The organism is Bradyrhizobium sp. C9 (assembly GCF_002532045.1).
Classification (GTDB): domain Bacteria; phylum Pseudomonadota; class Alphaproteobacteria; order Rhizobiales; family Xanthobacteraceae; genus Bradyrhizobium.
Genome location: NZ_NWTG01000010.1, coordinates 157,101 through 174,111, shown reverse-complemented (window position 1 = coordinate 174,111; position 17,011 = coordinate 157,101). Strand labels below are relative to the sequence as shown.

The window sequence follows — 17,011 nt, the reverse complement described above, 5'->3', positions numbered from 1 at the left end:
ACAACCTTCCGACACCGGAGAAGGCGGCATTACTCGTCGCCTTCTCCTCCACTCCTGCCGGGGTACTGACGTGTTTGCTATTTGTATTGATCGCTTTCGTGCGCTTTGTCTCTCGATCCTGCTGCTGAGCTGCCTTGCCGTGCCGGCGCTGGCCGGCCCGTTCGAGGATTCGGTCGCCAAATTCGCCAATGACGAGTTTTCCGACACCGAGGCCGCGATCGGCGAGATTGCCGCATCGGGCAACGCGCTGGCTCCGCGCATCATCGGCGCGCTGCAGGACGGCCGGCTGTCGGCCGATCCCGACAGCAAGAAGGTCTTCATCACGCAGACCGACGGCAAGATCATCGACGCCGCGACTGGCGCTGCCGTCGACAAGCTGCCCGACAATGCCGCCGCGGTTCGCCTCAACAACCGCCTGCGCCGTACCGTGGAAGCCGCGCTCGGCGGCCTGACGCTGCTGTCATCCGATCCGGCCAAGCGGCTCGCGGCGGCGCAATCGGTGTTCAAGAGCCACGAGGAGAACCTGCTGCCGACGGTGGAGGGCGCGCTCGCCAAGGAGAGCGTCAAGTCGATCAAGCAGGCTTTCGCCGAGGCGCGCGCCGCCATCATCCTGTTCAAGCCGGATGCATCCGACAGCGACAAGCTCGACGCCGTCGCCGTGGTCAAGGCCCGCGGCGACCAGGAAGCGCTGGCGCTGCTCACCGGGCTTGGCGACCAGCCGCCGTCGGTCACCAAGGCGGCGGCTGCCGCGGTCACCTCGATTCAGAGCAACCTTGCGATGTGGTCGATGGTGCAGAACGCCTGGTACGGCCTGTCGCTCGGCTCGGTGCTGCTGCTCGCCGCGATCGGGCTTGCCATCACCTTCGGCGTGATGGGCGTCATCAACATGGCGCATGGCGAGATGGTGATGTTGGGCGCCTACACCACCTTCGTGGTGCAGGAGGTGATCCGCACCCGCTATCCCGCGCTGTTCGACTATTCGCTGCTGATCGCGGTGCCGCTCGCCTTCCTGGTCGCGGGCCTGATCGGCGTCGTGATCGAGCGCACCATCATCCGCTTCCTGTACGGCCGCCCGCTGGAAACGCTGCTCGCGACCTGGGGCCTGTCGCTGGTGCTGCAGCAGGCGGTGCGTACCGCGTTCGGCCCGACCAACCGCGAGGTCGGCAATCCGTCCTGGATGAGCGGCGCCTTCGAGCTCGGCCAGATCACCATCACCTATAACCGGCTCTGGATCCTCTGCTTCACGCTTGCGGTGTTCGCTATCCTGCTCGCGATGCTGCGCTACACCGCGCTTGGCCTCGAGATGCGTGCGGTGACGCAGAACCGCCGTATGGCGGCCTCGATGGGGATCGCCACCTCGCGCGTCGACGCGCTGACCTTCGGCCTCGGTTCGGGGATCGCCGGCATTGCCGGCGTGGCGCTGTCGCAGATCGACAATGTCAGTCCGAATCTCGGCCAGAGCTACATCATCGACAGCTTCATGGTCGTGGTGTTCGGCGGCGTCGGCAATCTCTGGGGCACGCTGGTCGGCGCCTTCACGCTCGGCATCGCCAACAAGTTCCTGGAGCCGGTGGCAGGTGCGGTGCTCGGCAAGATCGCGATCCTGGTGCTGATCATCCTGTTCATCCAGAAACGGCCGCGCGGCCTGTTCGCGCTCAAGGGCCGGGCGGTGGAAGCATGACGCCGCATATCCTGACCCGTTCGCTCGACCGCGCCGCGACCGCGTTCGTGCTGCTCGTCGCCGCGGTCGGCGTGCTGATCCCGCTGTCGAACCTGCTGCTGCCGCAGGGCTCGATGTTCCAGGTGCCGACCTATCTGGTGGCGCTGTGGGGCAAATATGTCTGCTACGCCATCCTCGCGCTCTCGATCGATCTGATCTGGGGCTATTGCGGCATCCTCTCGCTCGGCCACGGCGCGTTCTTCGCGCTCGGCGGCTACGCCATGGGCATGTACCTGATGCGGCAGATCGGCAGTCGCGGCGTCTACGGCAATCCGATCCTGCCCGACTTCATGGTGTTCCTGAACTGGGACAAGCTGCCCTGGTACTGGTACGGCTTCGACAAGTTCTGGGTCGCCGCGTTGATGGTGCTGCTGGTGCCGGGCCTGCTCGCCTTCTGCTTCGGCTGGCTGGCATTCCGCTCGCGCGTCACCGGCGTCTATCTGTCGATCATCACCCAGGCGATGACCTATGCGCTGCTGCTGGCATTCTTCCGTAATGATTTCGGCTTCGGCGGCAACAACGGCCTGACCGACTTCAAGGACATCCTCGGCTTCAACGTGCAGGCCGAAGGCACCCGTGCCGCGCTGTTTCTGCTGAGCTGCCTGGCGCTGATCATCGCCTTCCTGATCTGCCGCGCGATCGTGACCTCGAAGCTCGGCAAGGTCCTGATCGCGGTGCGCGATGCCGAAAGCCGGACCCGCTTCCTCGGCTATCGCGTCGAATCCTACAAGCTGTTCGTGTTCACGCTGTCGGCCTGCATGGCCGGCGTTGCCGGCGCGCTCTATGTGCCGCAGGTCGGCATTATCAATCCGAGCGAGTTCGCGCCCGGCAATTCGATCGAGGCGGTGATCTGGGTCGCGGTCGGCGGCCGCGGCACGCTGGTCGGCGCCGCGCTCGGCGCCGTTGTGGTCAATTACGCCAAGACGTTCTTCACGTCGGGACCGCTGGCGCCGTACTGGCTGTTCATGCTGGGCGCGCTGTTCATCCTGGTCACGCTGCTGTTGCCGAAGGGCATTGTCGGCACCGTCAACAGCTGGTGGGAGACGCGGCGTAGCGCGGCCCTCGCGGCCGACCGGGACAGCGCGGCGCGCGAAGACGGCGTCGGCGCACCGAACCTGGCGGAGTAGGCAGATGAACGTCATGGATACCCGCGCCACTTCGGCCATGCTCTATCTCGACGGGGTGCACGTCTCGTTCGACGGCTTTCACGCCATCAACAATCTGTCGCTGACGCTCGCGCCCGGCGAGATGCGCGCCATCATCGGCCCGAACGGCGCCGGCAAGACCACGATGATGGACATCATCACCGGCAAGACCAAGCCGGACGAGGGCACCGTACTGTTCGACGGCACCGTCGACCTGACCCGGCTCGACGAGACCCGCATCGCCGAGCTCGGCATCGGCCGCAAGTTCCAGAAGCCGACGGTGTTCGAGAGCCAGACCGTGCAGGACAATTTGCTGCTCGCGCTCAATGTCGATCATTCGGTGCGCGGCACGCTGTTCTGGCGCGGCAGCAAGGCGGAGTCCGAGCGCATCGACAAGGTGCTGGAGACCATCCGCCTGACCGATGCGCGCAATCGCCTCGCCGGCAGCCTCAGCCACGGCCAGAAGCAGTGGCTCGAGATCGGCATGCTGCTGGCGCAGGACCCCAAGGTGCTGCTGGTCGACGAGCCGGTTGCAGGGATGACCGATGTCGAGACCCATCTGACCGCGGAGCTGCTCAAAGAGATCAACAAGAACCATACCATCATGGTGGTCGAGCACGACATGACCTTCGTGCGCGAGCTCGGCGTCAAGGTGACCTGCCTGCACGAAGGCACGGTGCTCGCCGAAGGTTCGATCGACCAGGTGTCGTCGAACGAGCGGGTGGTCGAAGTGTATCTGGGGCGCTAGGCGATGCTGAAGATCGACAACATCAATCTCTATTACGGCGCGGCGCAGGCGCTGCGCGGGGTGTCGCTGACCGCCGAGCCTGGCAAGGTCACCTGCGTGCTCGGCCGCAACGGTGTCGGCAAGACCTCGCTGCTGCGCGCCATGGTCGGCCAGTATCCGATCGCCTCCGGCGCGATCAATTTCGACGGCAAGGACATCACCGCGCTGAAGCCCTATGAGCGGGCGCGGCGCGGCATCGGCTTCGTGCCGCAGGGCCGCGAGATCTTCCCGCTGCTGACGGTGGAGGAAAACCTCAAGACCGGCTTCGGTCCCTTGAAGCGCGAGGACCGCAACATCCCCGACGACGTGTTCTCGCTGTTTCCGGTGCTGCAGACCATGCTGGGCCGCCGCGGCGGCGATCTCTCCGGCGGCCAGCAGCAGCAGCTCGCGATCGGCCGCGCGCTGGTGATGCGGCCAAAGCTTCTGCTGCTCGACGAGCCGACCGAGGGCATCCAGCCCTCGATCATCAAGGACATCGGCCGCGCCATTTCCTACCTGCGCAACCTCGGCAACATCGCAATCGTGCTGGTCGAACAATATCTCGACTTTGCCTGCGAACTCGGCGACAGTTTTGCCGTGATGGACCGGGGCGCGGTGAAATATGCCTGCGATCGCGCAAGCCTCGATCCCGCCGAGATCAGCCGCCAGATGGCGCTGTGAAGATGGTGTGACGCCGCCGCGCGCGGCGTGGGCCAAGGGAGCGTCGGGGGAATGCGGAGCGGGATCGCAGGCGCGGCAGCGGCGACGTTTGCGGCCAACCGCGCCCAGGGCGCTGTCAGGTTCGGCGTGCATCGCAAGGATGGCGCCACCCGCCGCGGCGACCTGCATGAGTCAGGCTCGCTGCGCGTCCGCTTCCCATCGCCGGAGGACGACGGCCTGTCGGCGATGTTCGTCAACACCGCCGGCGGAATTGCCGGCGGCGACCGCTTCGAGATTGCAATCACGGCCGGCGAGGGCGCCCGCCTGACGCTGACCACGGCGGCGGCGGAAAAGGTTTACCGCACGCCAAGCGCCGTGGCCCGGCTCGACATCGCGCTGAAGGTCGCTGATGGCGCGCATCTGTCCTGGCTGCCGCAGGAGACCATCCTGTTCGACCGGGCGCGCATTCATCGCGGCTTCGACATCGACCTGGCCGAGGGCGCTTCGCTCTTGCTGTGCGAGATCGTGGTGTTCGGCCGCGCCGCGATGGGCGAGACCATGCGCCACGGCGAGTTCGTCGACCGCTGGCGGATGCGGCGCGGCGGCCGGCTGGTGTTTGCCGAAACCATCCGCCTCGACGGCGAGATCGGCGAGCAGCTGGCAAGGCCCGCGGTCGCGGGGGGCGGCTGCGCGATCGGCACCGCGCTGATCGTGCCGGGCGACGAGGCGTTGATCGCGCGCATCCGCGAGGCGTCGGACAGCTTCGGCGGCGAGGTCGGCATCTCCGCGTGGAATGGCTTTGCAATGGCACGCTTCTGTGCCCAAGATGCGGCCCGGCTGCGCGCCGACATGATGGCTGTGCTCGGCCGCGCTTCCTTAGTCCCGCTGCCAAGACTCTGGCTTAACTAAAGGCCTGTGGCTCAACTAATCCTTTCAAGATCATCAGAGTGCTCGCATGAATTTGTCTCCCCGCGAAAAGGACAAGCTGCTGGTTTCGATGGCGGCCATGGTGGCGCGCCGCCGGCTCGAGCGTGGCGTCAAGCTGAACCATCCCGAAGCGGTGGCACTGATCACCGATTACATCGTCGAGGGCGCGCGCGACGGCCGCACCGTCGCCGAATTGATGCAGGCGGGCGCCAAGGTCCTGACCCGCGCGCAGGTGATGGACGGCATCCCGGAGATGATCCACGACATCCAGGTCGAGGCGACATTTCCCGACGGCACCAAGCTCGTCACCGTGCACGAACCGATCCGATAGGAGCGCGACATGATTCCCGGCGAACTCTTCATCAAGGACGGCGAGATCGAGCTCAATGCCGGCCGCAAGACCGTGACGCTCTCGGTCGCCAACACCGGCGACCGCCCGATCCAGGTCGGCTCGCACTACCACTTCTTCGAGACCAACCCGGCGCTGAAATTCGACCGCAAGAAGGCCCGCGGCATGCGCCTCGACATCGCCGCCGGCACCGCGGTCCGCTTCGAACCCGGCCAGACCCGCGACGTCCACCTCGTCGCACTCGCCGGCAAGCGCGTGATCTACGGCTTCCGCGCCGAGGTGAAGGGGAAGTTGTGATCATAATCCGACGAGTGTGATGGTGATGGTCGATAGTGAGGTGAGCACTCCGGTCAGGCTCCCTCCCCCCTTGCGGGGGAGGGTGGGGAGAGGGGTATGCCGCACACTCAAGTGAGCGACATCCAGCGCGATCGCGCCAAGCAGCTCCGCCGTGCGATGACGCGCGCGGAGACGCTGCTGTGGCGGCACACCAAGGCCGATCGCCTCGCCGGCCTCAATTTTCGTCGACAGGTTCCGATTGGCAATTACATTGCAGATTTCGTCGCGCATTCTTGCAAGCTGGTTGTTGAAGTTGACGGCGAAAGCCACGATTTCGATGAACGAGTTCGTCACGACGAGCGGCGAGATGTCTGGTTCGCGTCGCGCGGCTATCGTGTACTCCGCTTCACCAACAATGATGTGCTGAAGAATCTCGAAGGTGTCGCTCTTGCGATCCTTCAGGCGGCTGAGCAAGCGGCACCCCTCTCCCTAACCCTCCCCCGCAAGGGGGGAGGGAACCCTTCCGCCGGTGGCTCCCTTACGTCGGACATCGATGAAGCGGGGAAGTCATGATGCGAGTACGAGGAGTCGCAACGCGACGTCAGGTGAGCACATTCTTCAGACTCCCTCCCCCCTTGCGGGGGAGGGGTGGGGAGAGGGGTAAGCCCCGGGCGCCGGCAGAAATGATTTCTGAGTGCCATACCAATCGCAATTGCGACGGGAGCGCCGCAATCTGATGCTGCCCGCGCTCCGCATGGTCTCCGAAGCTGCCGAGCTTGCGGCGCGCCGTCACAACGGCATGGCGCGCAAGGGGCGGGGCAATGAGCCTTACATCAACCATCTGGCCGAGGTCGCCAACCTGCTGGCGCAGGTGACCGATGGCGCGGATGCCGAGCTGGTGGCGGCCGGCTGGCTGCACGACACCATCGAGGACACCGAGACCACACGCGAAGAGCTCGCGGAGAGATTCAGTGAGCGCGTTGCCGCGCTGGTGGTCGAATGCACCGACGACATGAGCCTGCCGAAAGCGGTTCGCCGGCAGAAGCAGATCGAGGACGCTCCGCACAAATCGCCCGATGCAAAATTGATCAAGACCGCCGACAAGGTCAGCAACATCGGCGCACGGATCGTGCCGCATCCGAGCAAGCACGAGCGCGACGATCTCGCCGACTATGCGGCCTGGGCCGACAAGGTCATCGCCGGTTGCCGGGGGATCAATCCGCGGCTCGACCGCATTTTCGACGACACCGTCGCGCGCGCCAAGGCCGCGCTGGCTGAAACTGGGGGCTGACATGTCCGTGAAGATCAAGCGTTCCGTCTATGCCGACATGTTCGGCCCGACCACCGGCGACAAGGTGCGGCTCGCCGACACCGATCTGATCATCGAGGTCGAGAAGGATTTCACGACCTATGGCGAGGAGGTGAAGTTCGGCGGCGGCAAGGTGATCCGCGACGGCATGGGGCAGTCGCAGGTGACGAACGCGCAGGGCGCGGCCGATACCGTCATCACCAACGCGCTGATCGTCGATCACTGGGGCATCGTGAAGGCCGACGTCGCGATCAAGGAGGGCATGATCGCCGCGATCGGCAAGGCCGGCAATCCCGACATCCAGCCCAACGTCACCATCATCATCGGGCCCGGCACTGACGTGATCGCGGGTGAGGGCAGGATCCTCACCGCGGGCGGATTCGACAGCCACATCCACTTCATCTGCCCGCAGCAGATCGAGCACGCGCTGATGTCTGGCGTCACCTCGATGCTGGGCGGCGGCACCGGCCCGTCGCATGGCACGTTTGCCACCACCTGCACGCCGGGCCCGTGGCACATGGGGCGGATGATCCAGTCGTTCGACGCCTTCCCGGTCAATCTCGGCATCTCGGGCAAGGGCAACGCCTCGCGGCCGGCGGCGCTGGTCGAGATGATCAAGGGCGGCGCCTGCGCGCTGAAGCTGCACGAGGATTGGGGCACCACGCCGTCGGCGATCGACACCTGTCTGTCGGTAGCCGACGATTACGACGTCCAGGTGATGCTGCATTCGGACACGCTGAACGAATCCGGCTTCGTCGAGGATACCGTGAAGGCGTTCAAGGCCCGCACCATCCATGCCTTCCACACCGAGGGCGCCGGCGGCGGCCACGCGCCTGACATCATCAAGATTGCCGGCCTGAAGAACGTGCTGCCGTCCTCGACCAATCCGACCCGGCCGTTCACCCGCAACACCATCGACGAGCATCTCGACATGCTGATGGTGTGTCATCACCTCGATCCGTCGATCGCCGAGGACCTCGCCTTCGCCGAAAGCCGGATCCGTAAGGAGACCATCGCCGCCGAGGACATCCTGCACGATCTCGGCGCGCTCTCGATGATGTCGTCGGATTCGCAGGCGATGGGCCGGCTTGGCGAGGTGATCATCCGCACCTGGCAGACCGCCGACAAGATGAAGAAGCAGCGCGGCGCGCTGCCGCAGGACAAGGGCAACGACAACGACAATTTCCGCGTCAAGCGCTACATCGCCAAATACACCATCAACCCGGCGATCGCGCATGGCGTGTCGAAGCTGATCGGTTCGGTGGAGAAGGGCAAGCTCGCCGACCTCGTGCTGTGGTCGCCGGCGTTCTTCGGCGTCAAGCCGGACTGCATCATCAAGGGCGGCTCGATCGTGGCGGCGCCGATGGGGGATCCCAATGCCTCGATCCCGACGCCGCAGCCGGTGCACTATCGGCCGATGTTCGCCGCCTTCGGCAAGGCGCTCACCGCCTCCTCCGTCGTGTTCACCTCGAAGGCTGCGGTCACCGGCGGCCTCGCCCGCAAGCTCGGGATCAGTAAGAAGCTCTACGCGGTGCAGAACACCCGCGGAAAAATCTCCAAGAAGAGCATGATCCACAACGATGCGACGCCCGAGATCGAGGTCGATCCCGAGACCTATGAGGTCCGCGCAGACGGCGAGCTCCTGACCTGCGCGCCGGCTGAGGTGCTGCCCATGGCACAGCGCTACTTTATGTTCTAAAACCGGTCCCGGTAACTGGAGCGTTTTCGAGCGAAGTGGAATTTCCGGTTCGCGGAAAGAAAACGCGTCACAACAAGACCTAAACCAGAACAGAAAACCGGGAGGAATTTCCGTGATTTACGTCGTTGCTACGCTGACCATCAAGCCCGAGACCCGCGCTGAATTCATCGCGGCGGCGACGGCCTGCATCAAGGAAACCCGCAAGGAGCCCGGCAACATCGCCTACGATCTGCACGAGAGCGTCACCGACCACAGCAAGATGGTGTTCGTCGAGCAGTGGGAGAACGCCGAGGCGCTGGTGCCGCATCGTACCGCCGAGCACATGAAGACGTTCGGCCGCGTCGCGGTGAAGTGCATGGCCGCGCCGCCGAAGATCGAGGTGATCACGCCCGAGAAGGTCGACGTCCGCTAACAAGAAAAAGAAGGGAGATCATCCATGATCTATGTCATCGCCACCACGCCGATGAAGCCGGAGAACAAGGACGACTTCATCCGGGGACACAAGGCGTGCATCGCTGAGACCCACAAGGAGAAGGGCTGCCTCTCCTACGAGGGCCATGTCAGCGTCAACGATCCCAATCTGTATGTGGTGGTCGAGCGCTGGGAAACCCGCGACGACCTCACCGCGCACAGCAAGGCGCCGCACATGAAGGTGTGGCGCGAATATTCCGCTGAAATGAAGACGGGCCCGACGGTGATCGAGATCATCAGCGACGCCAAGGTTCAGAAGATCTGAGGCAATCGATGATCCGCGCAACCAAGGTCCTGAGACAGCATCGCTGGACGGAAGCGGCAGCCGACACCGTCGTGCTCGATTTCGACGACCGGCACCGGCGGCGGATGGCGATGACCGGGACGCGCGGGCTCGAATTCCTGCTCGATCTCGAAAACGCCGTCGCGCTGCGCGGCGGCGATGCACTGGTGCTGGAGGACGGCCGCCTCGTCGAGGTGGTCGCAGCTCCCGAGCCGCTCGCGGAAATCCGCGGTAGCGATCCGCATCATCTGATCCGGGTCGCCTGGCATCTCGGCAACCGCCATCTGCCAACGCAGATCATGCCGAAAGGCCTGCGCATTCGGCGCGATCACGTGATCGAGGCGATGGTGAAGGGGTTAGGGGCCCGTATCATCGAGATCGAAGCGCCGTTCGATCCCGAGGGCGGCGCCTACGCCGAGCATGCGCATGCCGACGCGCACGCGCATGGTCACACCGGGCACGATCATGCCCATAGCCATGCGCACGATCATGGACATCGCCACAGCGATGGACACCACCACGGTGATGGTCATGATCATGATCACGCGCATGACCACGACCACCATCATCATGATGAGCATTGCGACCACGCCCATCATCATCACGACCACTCCCATGCTCATGACCACAAATGAGCCTGATCCCGCTGCGGTGCGCGGCGGGATGGCGGAGGACGAGGCGGCCGCGCTGTACCGGCTGATGACGTGGCTGTCGCCGTCCTTTCCGGTGGGGGCGTTCGCCTATTCCAGCGGCATCGAATGGGCCGTCGAAGCCGGCGACATCACCGATGCCGCGTCGCTGCGCGCCTGGCTCGCGGCGATGCTCACCGACGGCAGCGGCTTTTGCGACGCCGTATTCCTTGCACAAAGCCATCGCGCGGCATCGGAGCCCGGCCACGCCGGGCTGAAGGAGATCGCCGAGCTTGCTGCTGCCTTCGTGCCGTCGCGCGAGCGGCAGCTCGAGACCACGACGCAGGGGCGCGCCTTCATCGAGATCGCCCGTGCGGCGTGGAATTCGTCCGGCCTCGATGCGATGATCGCGGCCTGCGACGGCCCGATCGTCTACCCGGTCGCGGTCGGTATCGTCAGCGCCGCGCATGGCATCCGGCTTTCGCCGTCGCTGCATGCCTTCCTGCATGCCGTGCTGTCGAACTGGATTTCAGCAGGCAGCCGGCTGATCCCGCTCGGGCAGACCGACAGCCAGCGCGTGCTGGCCGATCTCGAGCCGGTCGTTGCCGCAACCGCGGCGCGGGCCAACGCGGCCTCGCTCGACGATCTCGGCAGCGCGACCTTCCGGGCCGATCTCGCCAGCCTGCGTCACGAGGCGCAATACACGAGGCTGTTCCGGTCATGATGGGCAGCTTTCCCCACATGTTGTCCCGGCGAAGGCCGGGACCCATAACCACAGGCCTTCGTGGTTATGCAAGTCTGCGGCCCCAGCTTCGCGCAGCAATTGAATTCGGTGGTAATGGGTCCCGGCCCCCGTGCGCAATTGCGCACTAGGCCGGGACGACGATGGATGGATTGATATGGCAACCTCTCATGGCCCGTTGCGCGTCGGCGTCGGCGGTCCGGTCGGCTCCGGCAAGACCGCGCTGATGGATCTGCTCTGCAAGTCGATGCGCGAGCGCTACGACATCGCGGCGATCACCAACGACATCTACACCAAATGGGACGCCGAGTTTCTGGTGCGCTCGGGCTCGCTGACGGCGGATCGCATCGCCGGCGTCGAGACCGGCGGCTGTCCGCATACCGCGATCCGCGAGGACGCCTCGATGAACCTCGCCGCGGTCGCCGACATGCGGGCGAAATTCCCCGATCTCGATCTGGTGCTGATCGAATCCGGCGGCGACAATCTGGCGGCGACCTTCTCGCCGGAATTGGCTGACCTCACGATCTACGTCATCGACGTCGCCGCCGGCGACAAGATCCCCTCCAAGGGCGGTCCCGGCATCACGCGGTCCGACCTTCTGGTGATCAACAAGATCGACCTCGCGCCCCATGTCGGTGCGTCGCTTGAGAAGATGGACACCGACGCCAGGCGGATGCGCGGCGAGCGGCCCTTCGTGATGACCAATCTGAAGAAGAGCGACGGCCTCGACCGCATCATCAGCTTCATCGAGACCAAGGGCGGCCTTCGGTCGCAAGGCCCGGGCAAGGCGGGTACGAAGGCGGGCTAGTCGTTAATCATTGTGGCACCGGTCCCGTCACCCTGAGGTGCGAGCGTAGCGAGCCTCGAAGGGGCGACGGCCACCAGCCGGGCCGTTCATCCTTCGAGACGCGCTACGCGCTCCTCAGGATGACGGTCAGTGGTCCGGCGCACCCTGCCGCAAAAAAGCTGCGCAATCGCCGGAACAATTTCCAACTTTGACGATTAGCAACCTTTGGCGCCGCCAAAGACCGCCGGGTGGCGTCGTCGTTAATGTTGCCGACCGGCTCCTGTTGCGTACCGATGATCGCTATTCCATATTCCTTTGCGGCTGGCGTTCATCGCACCCGGATTTGTCGCCGCCCCCGCAGAAGCCAGATGCCTACCGTCCCCTTTCGCCACCCCCTGATTGCCGAGTAAGCGTGTGGTTCGACTGGGCTTCATCGTTGCATTGATTGCGCTGATCGGAGTTCTGCTCTCCGGTCTTGCCGCCTATCGGGTGCACGATCAGGAGCTCGCGATCGACGGTATCGCGCTGGCGCGGGCGATCGACGTCCATGCCAGCCTGGTGCAGGACCGCCTGACCGAGCGCGAGCTGCTGGCGCGGGTGGCCTCGGGGCTGTTCCGGACGCCCTCGATGGTAAAGGCCAACATGCTGCAGCCGCTGCGCTCGGCGATCTACGCCTTCAAGACCGACTTCGTCGTCGCCGCCTGGATCGCGCGGCTCAAGCCGAACGAGCTGACGGCCGCCGAGGCGGAGCTGAAGGCTGCCGGCTTCACCAATCCCTCGATCCGCGATTTCGACGACCAGGCCCTCGACATCAAGGCGCTGGACAAGCCGATCAACGTGCTGATGGACGTCGAGCCGCGCAATCCGGAGACCCTGAGCATCCCGGGCCGCGCCTTCGATCGTCACTCGGTGGTCGGTCCGATGCTGGCGCGGGCAATGGAGAACGCCAAGCCGGTGGCCTCGGACCCGGTGCCGCTGCTGCGGCAGAACGGCCCGGTCGGGGTCGTGCTCGCCGCGCCGGTGTTCCAGGAGGGTGGGTCCGAGCCGGCCGGCTTCATCACCTTTTCGTACGAGCTGTCGTCGCTGATGCTGACCAACGACGATTCCTCGCTGTTCGCGGTGGCGTTGAAGGACCCGCGCGATTCCAATGACGAGTTCACCGCCAACGAGCAGGGCATCGTCACCTCGCGCGCGGTGCGCCAGGACGGCCCGCTGCCGTCGATGGTGCGCACGGTGACGTTCGGCGGCAGGGACTGGTCGCTCGATTATTATGCCAAGAGCAACGCCACGGTGCGTGCGCAGCAGACCGCGACCATCGTCGCTGCGATCGGCCTCGCGCTGACCGGCATCGTCTGCGGCCTGTTCGGCTATGTCGCCTACAACAACCTTCGCCTCAGCCGCGAGATCGAGGTCCGGATCGGCTTCGAGCGCCGGCTTACCGCTGTGATCGACGAGCTCAACCATCGGGTCAAGAACATCCTTGCGGTGATCCAGTCGATCGTGACCCGCACGCTGCGGCACGGCGCCGACATGGATGTCGCGCGCGAACTGTTGATCGGGCGCATCCACGCGATGTCGAATGTCGTCACGCTGCTCAGCGAGAGCCAGTGGCAGGGCGTCAAGCTGAAGGGCCTGTTCGAATCGCGCGCGATTCCGCATGCCGACCGGATCGCGGTGAACGGTCCCGACATCACCGTCAGCGCCCGCGCCGCGCAATCGCTGTCGCTGCTGTTCTTTGAGCTCGCTTCGCATTCCGACGAAGGGCTGTCGCTGGTCGGCAAGCATCCGCACATCGTCGCGAACTGGGAGGTCGCCGGCGAGGATGCGGACGCGGTGTTCCATTTCCGCTGGGAGGAGTTCAACACCAGCCAGGCGACGCGGCGCGCCGATAGCGATTTCGGCCTGATCCTGCTCGACCGCGTCGCACCAGAGGCGCTCGGCGGCACCGCGAAGCGCTACTTCACCGACGTCTCCTACGTCTATGAGCTCACCGCGCCGATGGACACCGTGGTCGACATGACCGAGCGCGACCGCACCGAGCAGCTCTCCGCGCCGCTCCGGCCGGCGAAGAAGTAGAGCGCCGCAGCCGCCTCAGGTTGAGTGGCTACGTTATTGCGCGGATTGATCGAAATAAGGCGCGCCGGACGACGCTCACATCGTCTGTGTCGAAATCCGGCATCCGTAATAGCCCGCAACCGAGCGTTAAAACTTCGTTGAACATGCTTGGGCATATACCGAGCAGGATACCGTCTGAGGACCCCGATGAGGCTTTGGGTCAGCCTGACCTTGCTCGCGGCAGTTTTGCCTGTCGGGCTGTCGCTTGCCTTGACCCCGGCGACGGCGCCCCGCGACCCTGCGACGATCCGTGCCAGCTATCGCCGGCCCGAAATTGTTCCGTTTCCGAGCAGCAATCCCTATTCGGAGGCGAAATCGGCCCTTGGGCAGATGCTGTTCTTCGATCCGCTGCTGTCGCGGTCCAAGACGCATTCCTGCGCGAGCTGCCACAAGCCAAGCCTGTCATGGGCCGACGGCCTGCCGCGCGCCATCGGTGAGGACCCGAAAGGCCTGCCGATCCGCTCGCCGACGCTGATCGACGTGGCGTTCTTCGAGCCCCTTGGATGGGACGGCAAGTTCAGGGATCTCGAATCCGTTGCGTTCGGGCCGATCCTGAGCCCGATGAACCTGAACATGACCGAACCGGAATTGATTGCCCGCCTCGCGGCGATCCCCGGCTATGTCGATGCGTTCACCCACGCGTTCGGCGACGGCGCGATCACGCGGCCGAGGATCGAGCAGTCGCTGGCGACGTTCGAGCGCTCCATCGTTGCGGGCGAAGCCCCGTTCGACCGCTGGATCAAGGGCGACGAAAGCGCGATCGGCGCATCAGCCCAGCGCGGCTTTGAGCTCTTCAACGGCAAGGGACGCTGTTCGTCCTGCCACAGCGGCCCGTCCTTCTCCGACGGGTCCTTCCAGGATATCGGCACCGCCAAAGGCCACGACATCGGGCGCGGACGTTACTTTCCGACCTCGGCGAAGCTGAAATATGCGTTCAAGACCCCGACATTGCGCGATGTCGCGCGCCGTGCGCCCTATATGCACGACGGATCGGTCGCAACGCTGGAAGATGTCATCGAGCTCTACAACAAGGGCGGGATCGAGCGGCCGAGCCGGTCGCCCGACATCAAGCCATTGTCTCTGACGGCTGGCGAGAAGAAGGACCTCATCGCCTTCCTGCAAACCCTCACCGCCACGGCCCCACCGGTGGTGGGGATCCCTAAACTGCCGCGCTGAGCGCAACAGGGGGCGTTGAACGGGGGTTCGTCAGGCGAGGTGCGGCAGCGCGGCCCCTAGCAGGCCGAGCCCGACGACCAGAAGCGCGCCGGCGCAGGTCTCGAGGGCCGCCGTGCGCGACGGGGACGATTTTGTCACGTAGGCGAGGGCTGACCCCACCCCGATACTCACGACGCTCAGCACTCCGAACATTTAACCGGCCTCCCGATCCGATTTGTCCGGGTTTCACTACGACAGTTGAATTGAGCCCCCGTGCCGGAATTGGCTAAAATTCGATGGAACCGGCCGGAAAAGATGCACTGAGGGACGGGGTGGGGCCTGCCTGCCGCAATTAACCACAATGCAACCAGCGGATGTCGGAGGCAGGCGCAAAGCGTAAAATTTGATATAAGTTAAACAAGTCCTTAAGCGTGCAAGTCCTTAAGCGTATCTGTGTGTGGGCGGTTAGTTCAATGTTTAGTGGGCGGGAGCGAGATGCCGCGTCGGCTGTGCGCTCCTTTTTCGCCACGTGCCTTGCAGCGGTTTTGTTTTGCGTCACAGCCGCGCGCAGTGCCGAGGCACATGTCAAATGGTTTTGCGCTTACGATGTCGCCGGTCAGCCGCGCGGACTCGAGAATGTCCTTTGCCTCGATTTTGAACTGCTGCTCGGCGTCGCCGTCTTCTGGCTGTTTGCGGGCTGCCTGATCGAGCCGACGTCGCTCGGCGATGCGACCATTCGTGTGCTGGACCGCATTACCGAAGGACTTCGGCTGCACACCGAACTGATGATGCGCGCAGTCTGCGCGTTCTTCTTCATCTCGATCTGGGCCGTCGGCGGGATCCTGCTGACGCCCGAGTTGAAGACGTCGTCACCGCTGGTGGGTGCGTTGCAACTCGCCATCGCCGCCGGCATGCTGTCACGACGCACGCTGCCGCTGTCGGCCGTGGGGATGGCGATCCTGTTCGGGATCGGCGTCCGCGACTACGGCGTCTTCCATCTCGCCGACTACCCGATTTTTCTAGGCGTTGCGGCCTATTTTGCACTGATCGGGCTGAACAAGGATCTGTTTGGAATCCGGCCGATCGACGTGATGCGGTACGCGGCGGCGGTGACGCTGATGTGGGCCTCGATCGAAAAATGGGCCTATCCTGAATGGAGCTTCCCGCTGCTGATCGAGCATGCCGGGATGACCCTCGGCTTCGACAATGAGTTCTACATGCGCGCCGCCGGCATGGTGGAGTTCACGCTCGCCTTTGCCCTGATCTGGACGCCGTTGATCCGGCGCTGCGCCGCCACCGTGCTGGCGGGGATGTTCATCAGCGCGTGCTTCGAATTCGGCAAGATCGACACCATCGGGCACTCGGCGATCATCGCCGTGCTGTTTGCGATTCTCGCCGACAACAAGGTGCTGCCGCGCGATCGTCGCGCGGCATGGCTTGCTCCGGTCGCGCTCTGTGCCGCGCTGACGCTGACGCTGTTCGTCTATTATTTCGGCCACGCCGCGATCTTCAAGACCTCGGTCCTGTAGATCGTTGATGTCTGTGGGGGACTATTTGGCGACGTGGACGGCAAGCTTCATCTTCGGATGAATGCCACACAACACGGTGTAGTCGCCGGGCACCGAAAAGGTGACGTCGAACTTGCTGCCCGGCTGCTGGTCTCCCGAGTCGAAACTGAACGTATCGCTGCTCAAATAAGCGTGATGAAGCAGCTCGCCGTCATCGTTAATGAATCGTAAAATCTCGCCGCGCTTGATCGAGATTTCTGCGGGCTTGAATTCGCGATCCTTCTGCGAAATGACGTAGGGCGCCGCCCCCAGAGCGGCGCCGGCTAGCGCTCCGATGACAATCGCGGCCACCAAAGGCACGCGGCCGGACCGGCCGAGGCGCAGAATGCGCAACAAGCCTGACTGCATGAGACCCCCGCCTGGAATTCCAACACCGGCTACTTGAGCGTGCAAATGATGCGTCCCGGATT

General features: G+C 64.5%; 20 protein-coding genes. 18 read left to right on the top strand and 2 right to left on the bottom strand.

The genetic code is table 11. The features are described 5' to 3' along the window. The first annotated feature begins 85 nt into the window (after positions 1–85). From urtB to CO675_RS21070, 17 genes are all read left to right on the top strand, one after another. Positions 86–1,681 carry an urea ABC transporter permease subunit UrtB gene (gene urtB, locus CO675_RS21150; RefSeq protein WP_097673891.1) on the top strand — a complete coding sequence of 532 codons (1,596 nt, stop codon included), beginning with the start codon at positions 86–88 and terminating at the stop codon, positions 1,679–1,681. Then, a complete protein-coding gene (gene urtC / locus CO675_RS21145; RefSeq protein WP_097673796.1) occupies positions 1,678–2,847 on the top strand; it encodes an urea ABC transporter permease subunit UrtC in 1,170 nt (389 codons plus the stop codon). Before urtB ends, urtC begins: the two co-directional genes overlap by 4 nt. Positions 2,848–2,851: 4 nt before the next feature. Further along, positions 2,852–3,613: an urea ABC transporter ATP-binding protein UrtD gene (gene urtD, locus CO675_RS21140; protein ID WP_050405363.1), complete on the top strand. Its 762-nt coding sequence runs from the start codon at positions 2,852–2,854 to the stop codon at positions 3,611–3,613. Positions 3,614–3,616: 3 nt separating this feature from the next. After that, entirely contained in the window at positions 3,617–4,312 is a 696-nt protein-coding gene (gene urtE, locus CO675_RS21135; RefSeq protein WP_092119000.1) for an urea ABC transporter ATP-binding subunit UrtE, read from the top strand. Between the two features lie 51 nt (positions 4,313–4,363). Beyond that, entirely contained in the window at positions 4,364–5,200 is an 837-nt protein-coding gene (locus CO675_RS21130) for an urease accessory protein UreD (RefSeq protein ID WP_097673795.1), read from the top strand. 46 nt (positions 5,201–5,246) lie between these two features. Then, a complete protein-coding gene (locus tag CO675_RS21125) occupies positions 5,247–5,549 on the top strand; it encodes an urease subunit gamma (protein ID WP_063695274.1) in 303 nt (100 codons plus the stop codon). 9 nt (positions 5,550–5,558) lie between these two features. Next, on the top strand, positions 5,559–5,864 hold the full coding sequence (locus tag CO675_RS21120; RefSeq protein ID WP_038387566.1) for an urease subunit beta: 306 nt from the start codon (positions 5,559–5,561) through the stop codon (positions 5,862–5,864). Positions 5,865–5,960: 96 nt separating this feature from the next. Beyond that, positions 5,961–6,416 carry an endonuclease domain-containing protein gene (locus CO675_RS21115; RefSeq protein WP_097673794.1) on the top strand — a complete coding sequence of 152 codons (456 nt, stop codon included), beginning with the start codon at positions 5,961–5,963 and terminating at the stop codon, positions 6,414–6,416. Between the two features lie 163 nt (positions 6,417–6,579). Continuing rightward, a complete protein-coding gene (locus CO675_RS21110; protein WP_198964681.1) occupies positions 6,580–7,134 on the top strand; it encodes an HD domain-containing protein in 555 nt (184 codons plus the stop codon). A 1-nt stretch (position 7,135) separates the two neighbouring features. Beyond that, entirely contained in the window at positions 7,136–8,851 is a 1,716-nt protein-coding gene (ureC, locus tag CO675_RS21105; RefSeq protein WP_097673793.1) for an urease subunit alpha, read from the top strand. 112 nt (positions 8,852–8,963) lie between these two features. After that, positions 8,964–9,263: a putative quinol monooxygenase gene (locus tag CO675_RS21100; RefSeq protein WP_024581875.1), complete on the top strand. Its 300-nt coding sequence runs from the start codon at positions 8,964–8,966 to the stop codon at positions 9,261–9,263. A gap of 24 nt (positions 9,264–9,287) precedes the next feature. Then, positions 9,288–9,587 (top strand): putative quinol monooxygenase, encoded by a 300-nt coding sequence (locus CO675_RS21095; protein WP_097673792.1) that lies wholly within the window; start codon positions 9,288–9,290, stop codon positions 9,585–9,587. A gap of 8 nt (positions 9,588–9,595) precedes the next feature. After that, positions 9,596–10,240 carry an urease accessory protein UreE gene (gene ureE / locus CO675_RS21090; RefSeq protein ID WP_097673791.1) on the top strand — a complete coding sequence of 215 codons (645 nt, stop codon included), beginning with the start codon at positions 9,596–9,598 and terminating at the stop codon, positions 10,238–10,240. After that, positions 10,221–10,958 carry an urease accessory protein UreF gene (locus CO675_RS21085; protein WP_097673790.1) on the top strand — a complete coding sequence of 246 codons (738 nt, stop codon included), beginning with the start codon at positions 10,221–10,223 and terminating at the stop codon, positions 10,956–10,958. The genes ureE and CO675_RS21085 overlap by 20 nt, the downstream gene beginning before the upstream one ends. A gap of 175 nt (positions 10,959–11,133) precedes the next feature. Further along, the gene (gene ureG, locus CO675_RS21080) at positions 11,134–11,784 is read left to right on the top strand and encodes an urease accessory protein UreG (RefSeq protein ID WP_097673789.1); all 651 of its coding nucleotides are present in this window, start codon (positions 11,134–11,136) and stop codon (positions 11,782–11,784) included. A gap of 393 nt (positions 11,785–12,177) precedes the next feature. Next, positions 12,178–13,839, top strand: a complete 1,662-nt coding sequence (locus CO675_RS21075) for a CHASE domain-containing protein (RefSeq protein WP_097673788.1) — start codon at positions 12,178–12,180, stop codon at positions 13,837–13,839. Positions 13,840–14,025: 186 nt separating this feature from the next. Further along, a complete protein-coding gene (locus CO675_RS21070; RefSeq protein ID WP_097673787.1) occupies positions 14,026–15,054 on the top strand; it encodes a cytochrome-c peroxidase in 1,029 nt (342 codons plus the stop codon). A gap of 30 nt (positions 15,055–15,084) precedes the next feature. Here the strand turns inward: CO675_RS21070 and CO675_RS41775 are convergent, their stop codons facing one another. Further along, positions 15,085–15,213 carry a hypothetical protein gene (locus CO675_RS41775; protein ID WP_283808114.1) on the bottom strand — a complete coding sequence of 43 codons (129 nt, stop codon included), beginning with the start codon at positions 15,211–15,213 and terminating at the stop codon, positions 15,085–15,087. A 365-nt stretch (positions 15,214–15,578) separates the two neighbouring features. On the opposite strand from CO675_RS41775, the gene CO675_RS21065 reads away from it, so the two are divergent. Continuing rightward, a complete protein-coding gene (locus CO675_RS21065; RefSeq protein WP_097673786.1) occupies positions 15,579–16,562 on the top strand; it encodes a hypothetical protein in 984 nt (327 codons plus the stop codon). Between the two features lie 21 nt (positions 16,563–16,583). Here the strand turns inward: CO675_RS21065 and CO675_RS21060 are convergent, their stop codons facing one another. Then, complete coding sequence (locus tag CO675_RS21060; protein ID WP_097673785.1) at positions 16,584–16,949, bottom strand: methylamine utilization protein; 366 nt, start codon at positions 16,947–16,949, stop codon at positions 16,584–16,586. Positions 16,950–17,011 lie beyond the last annotated feature (62 nt).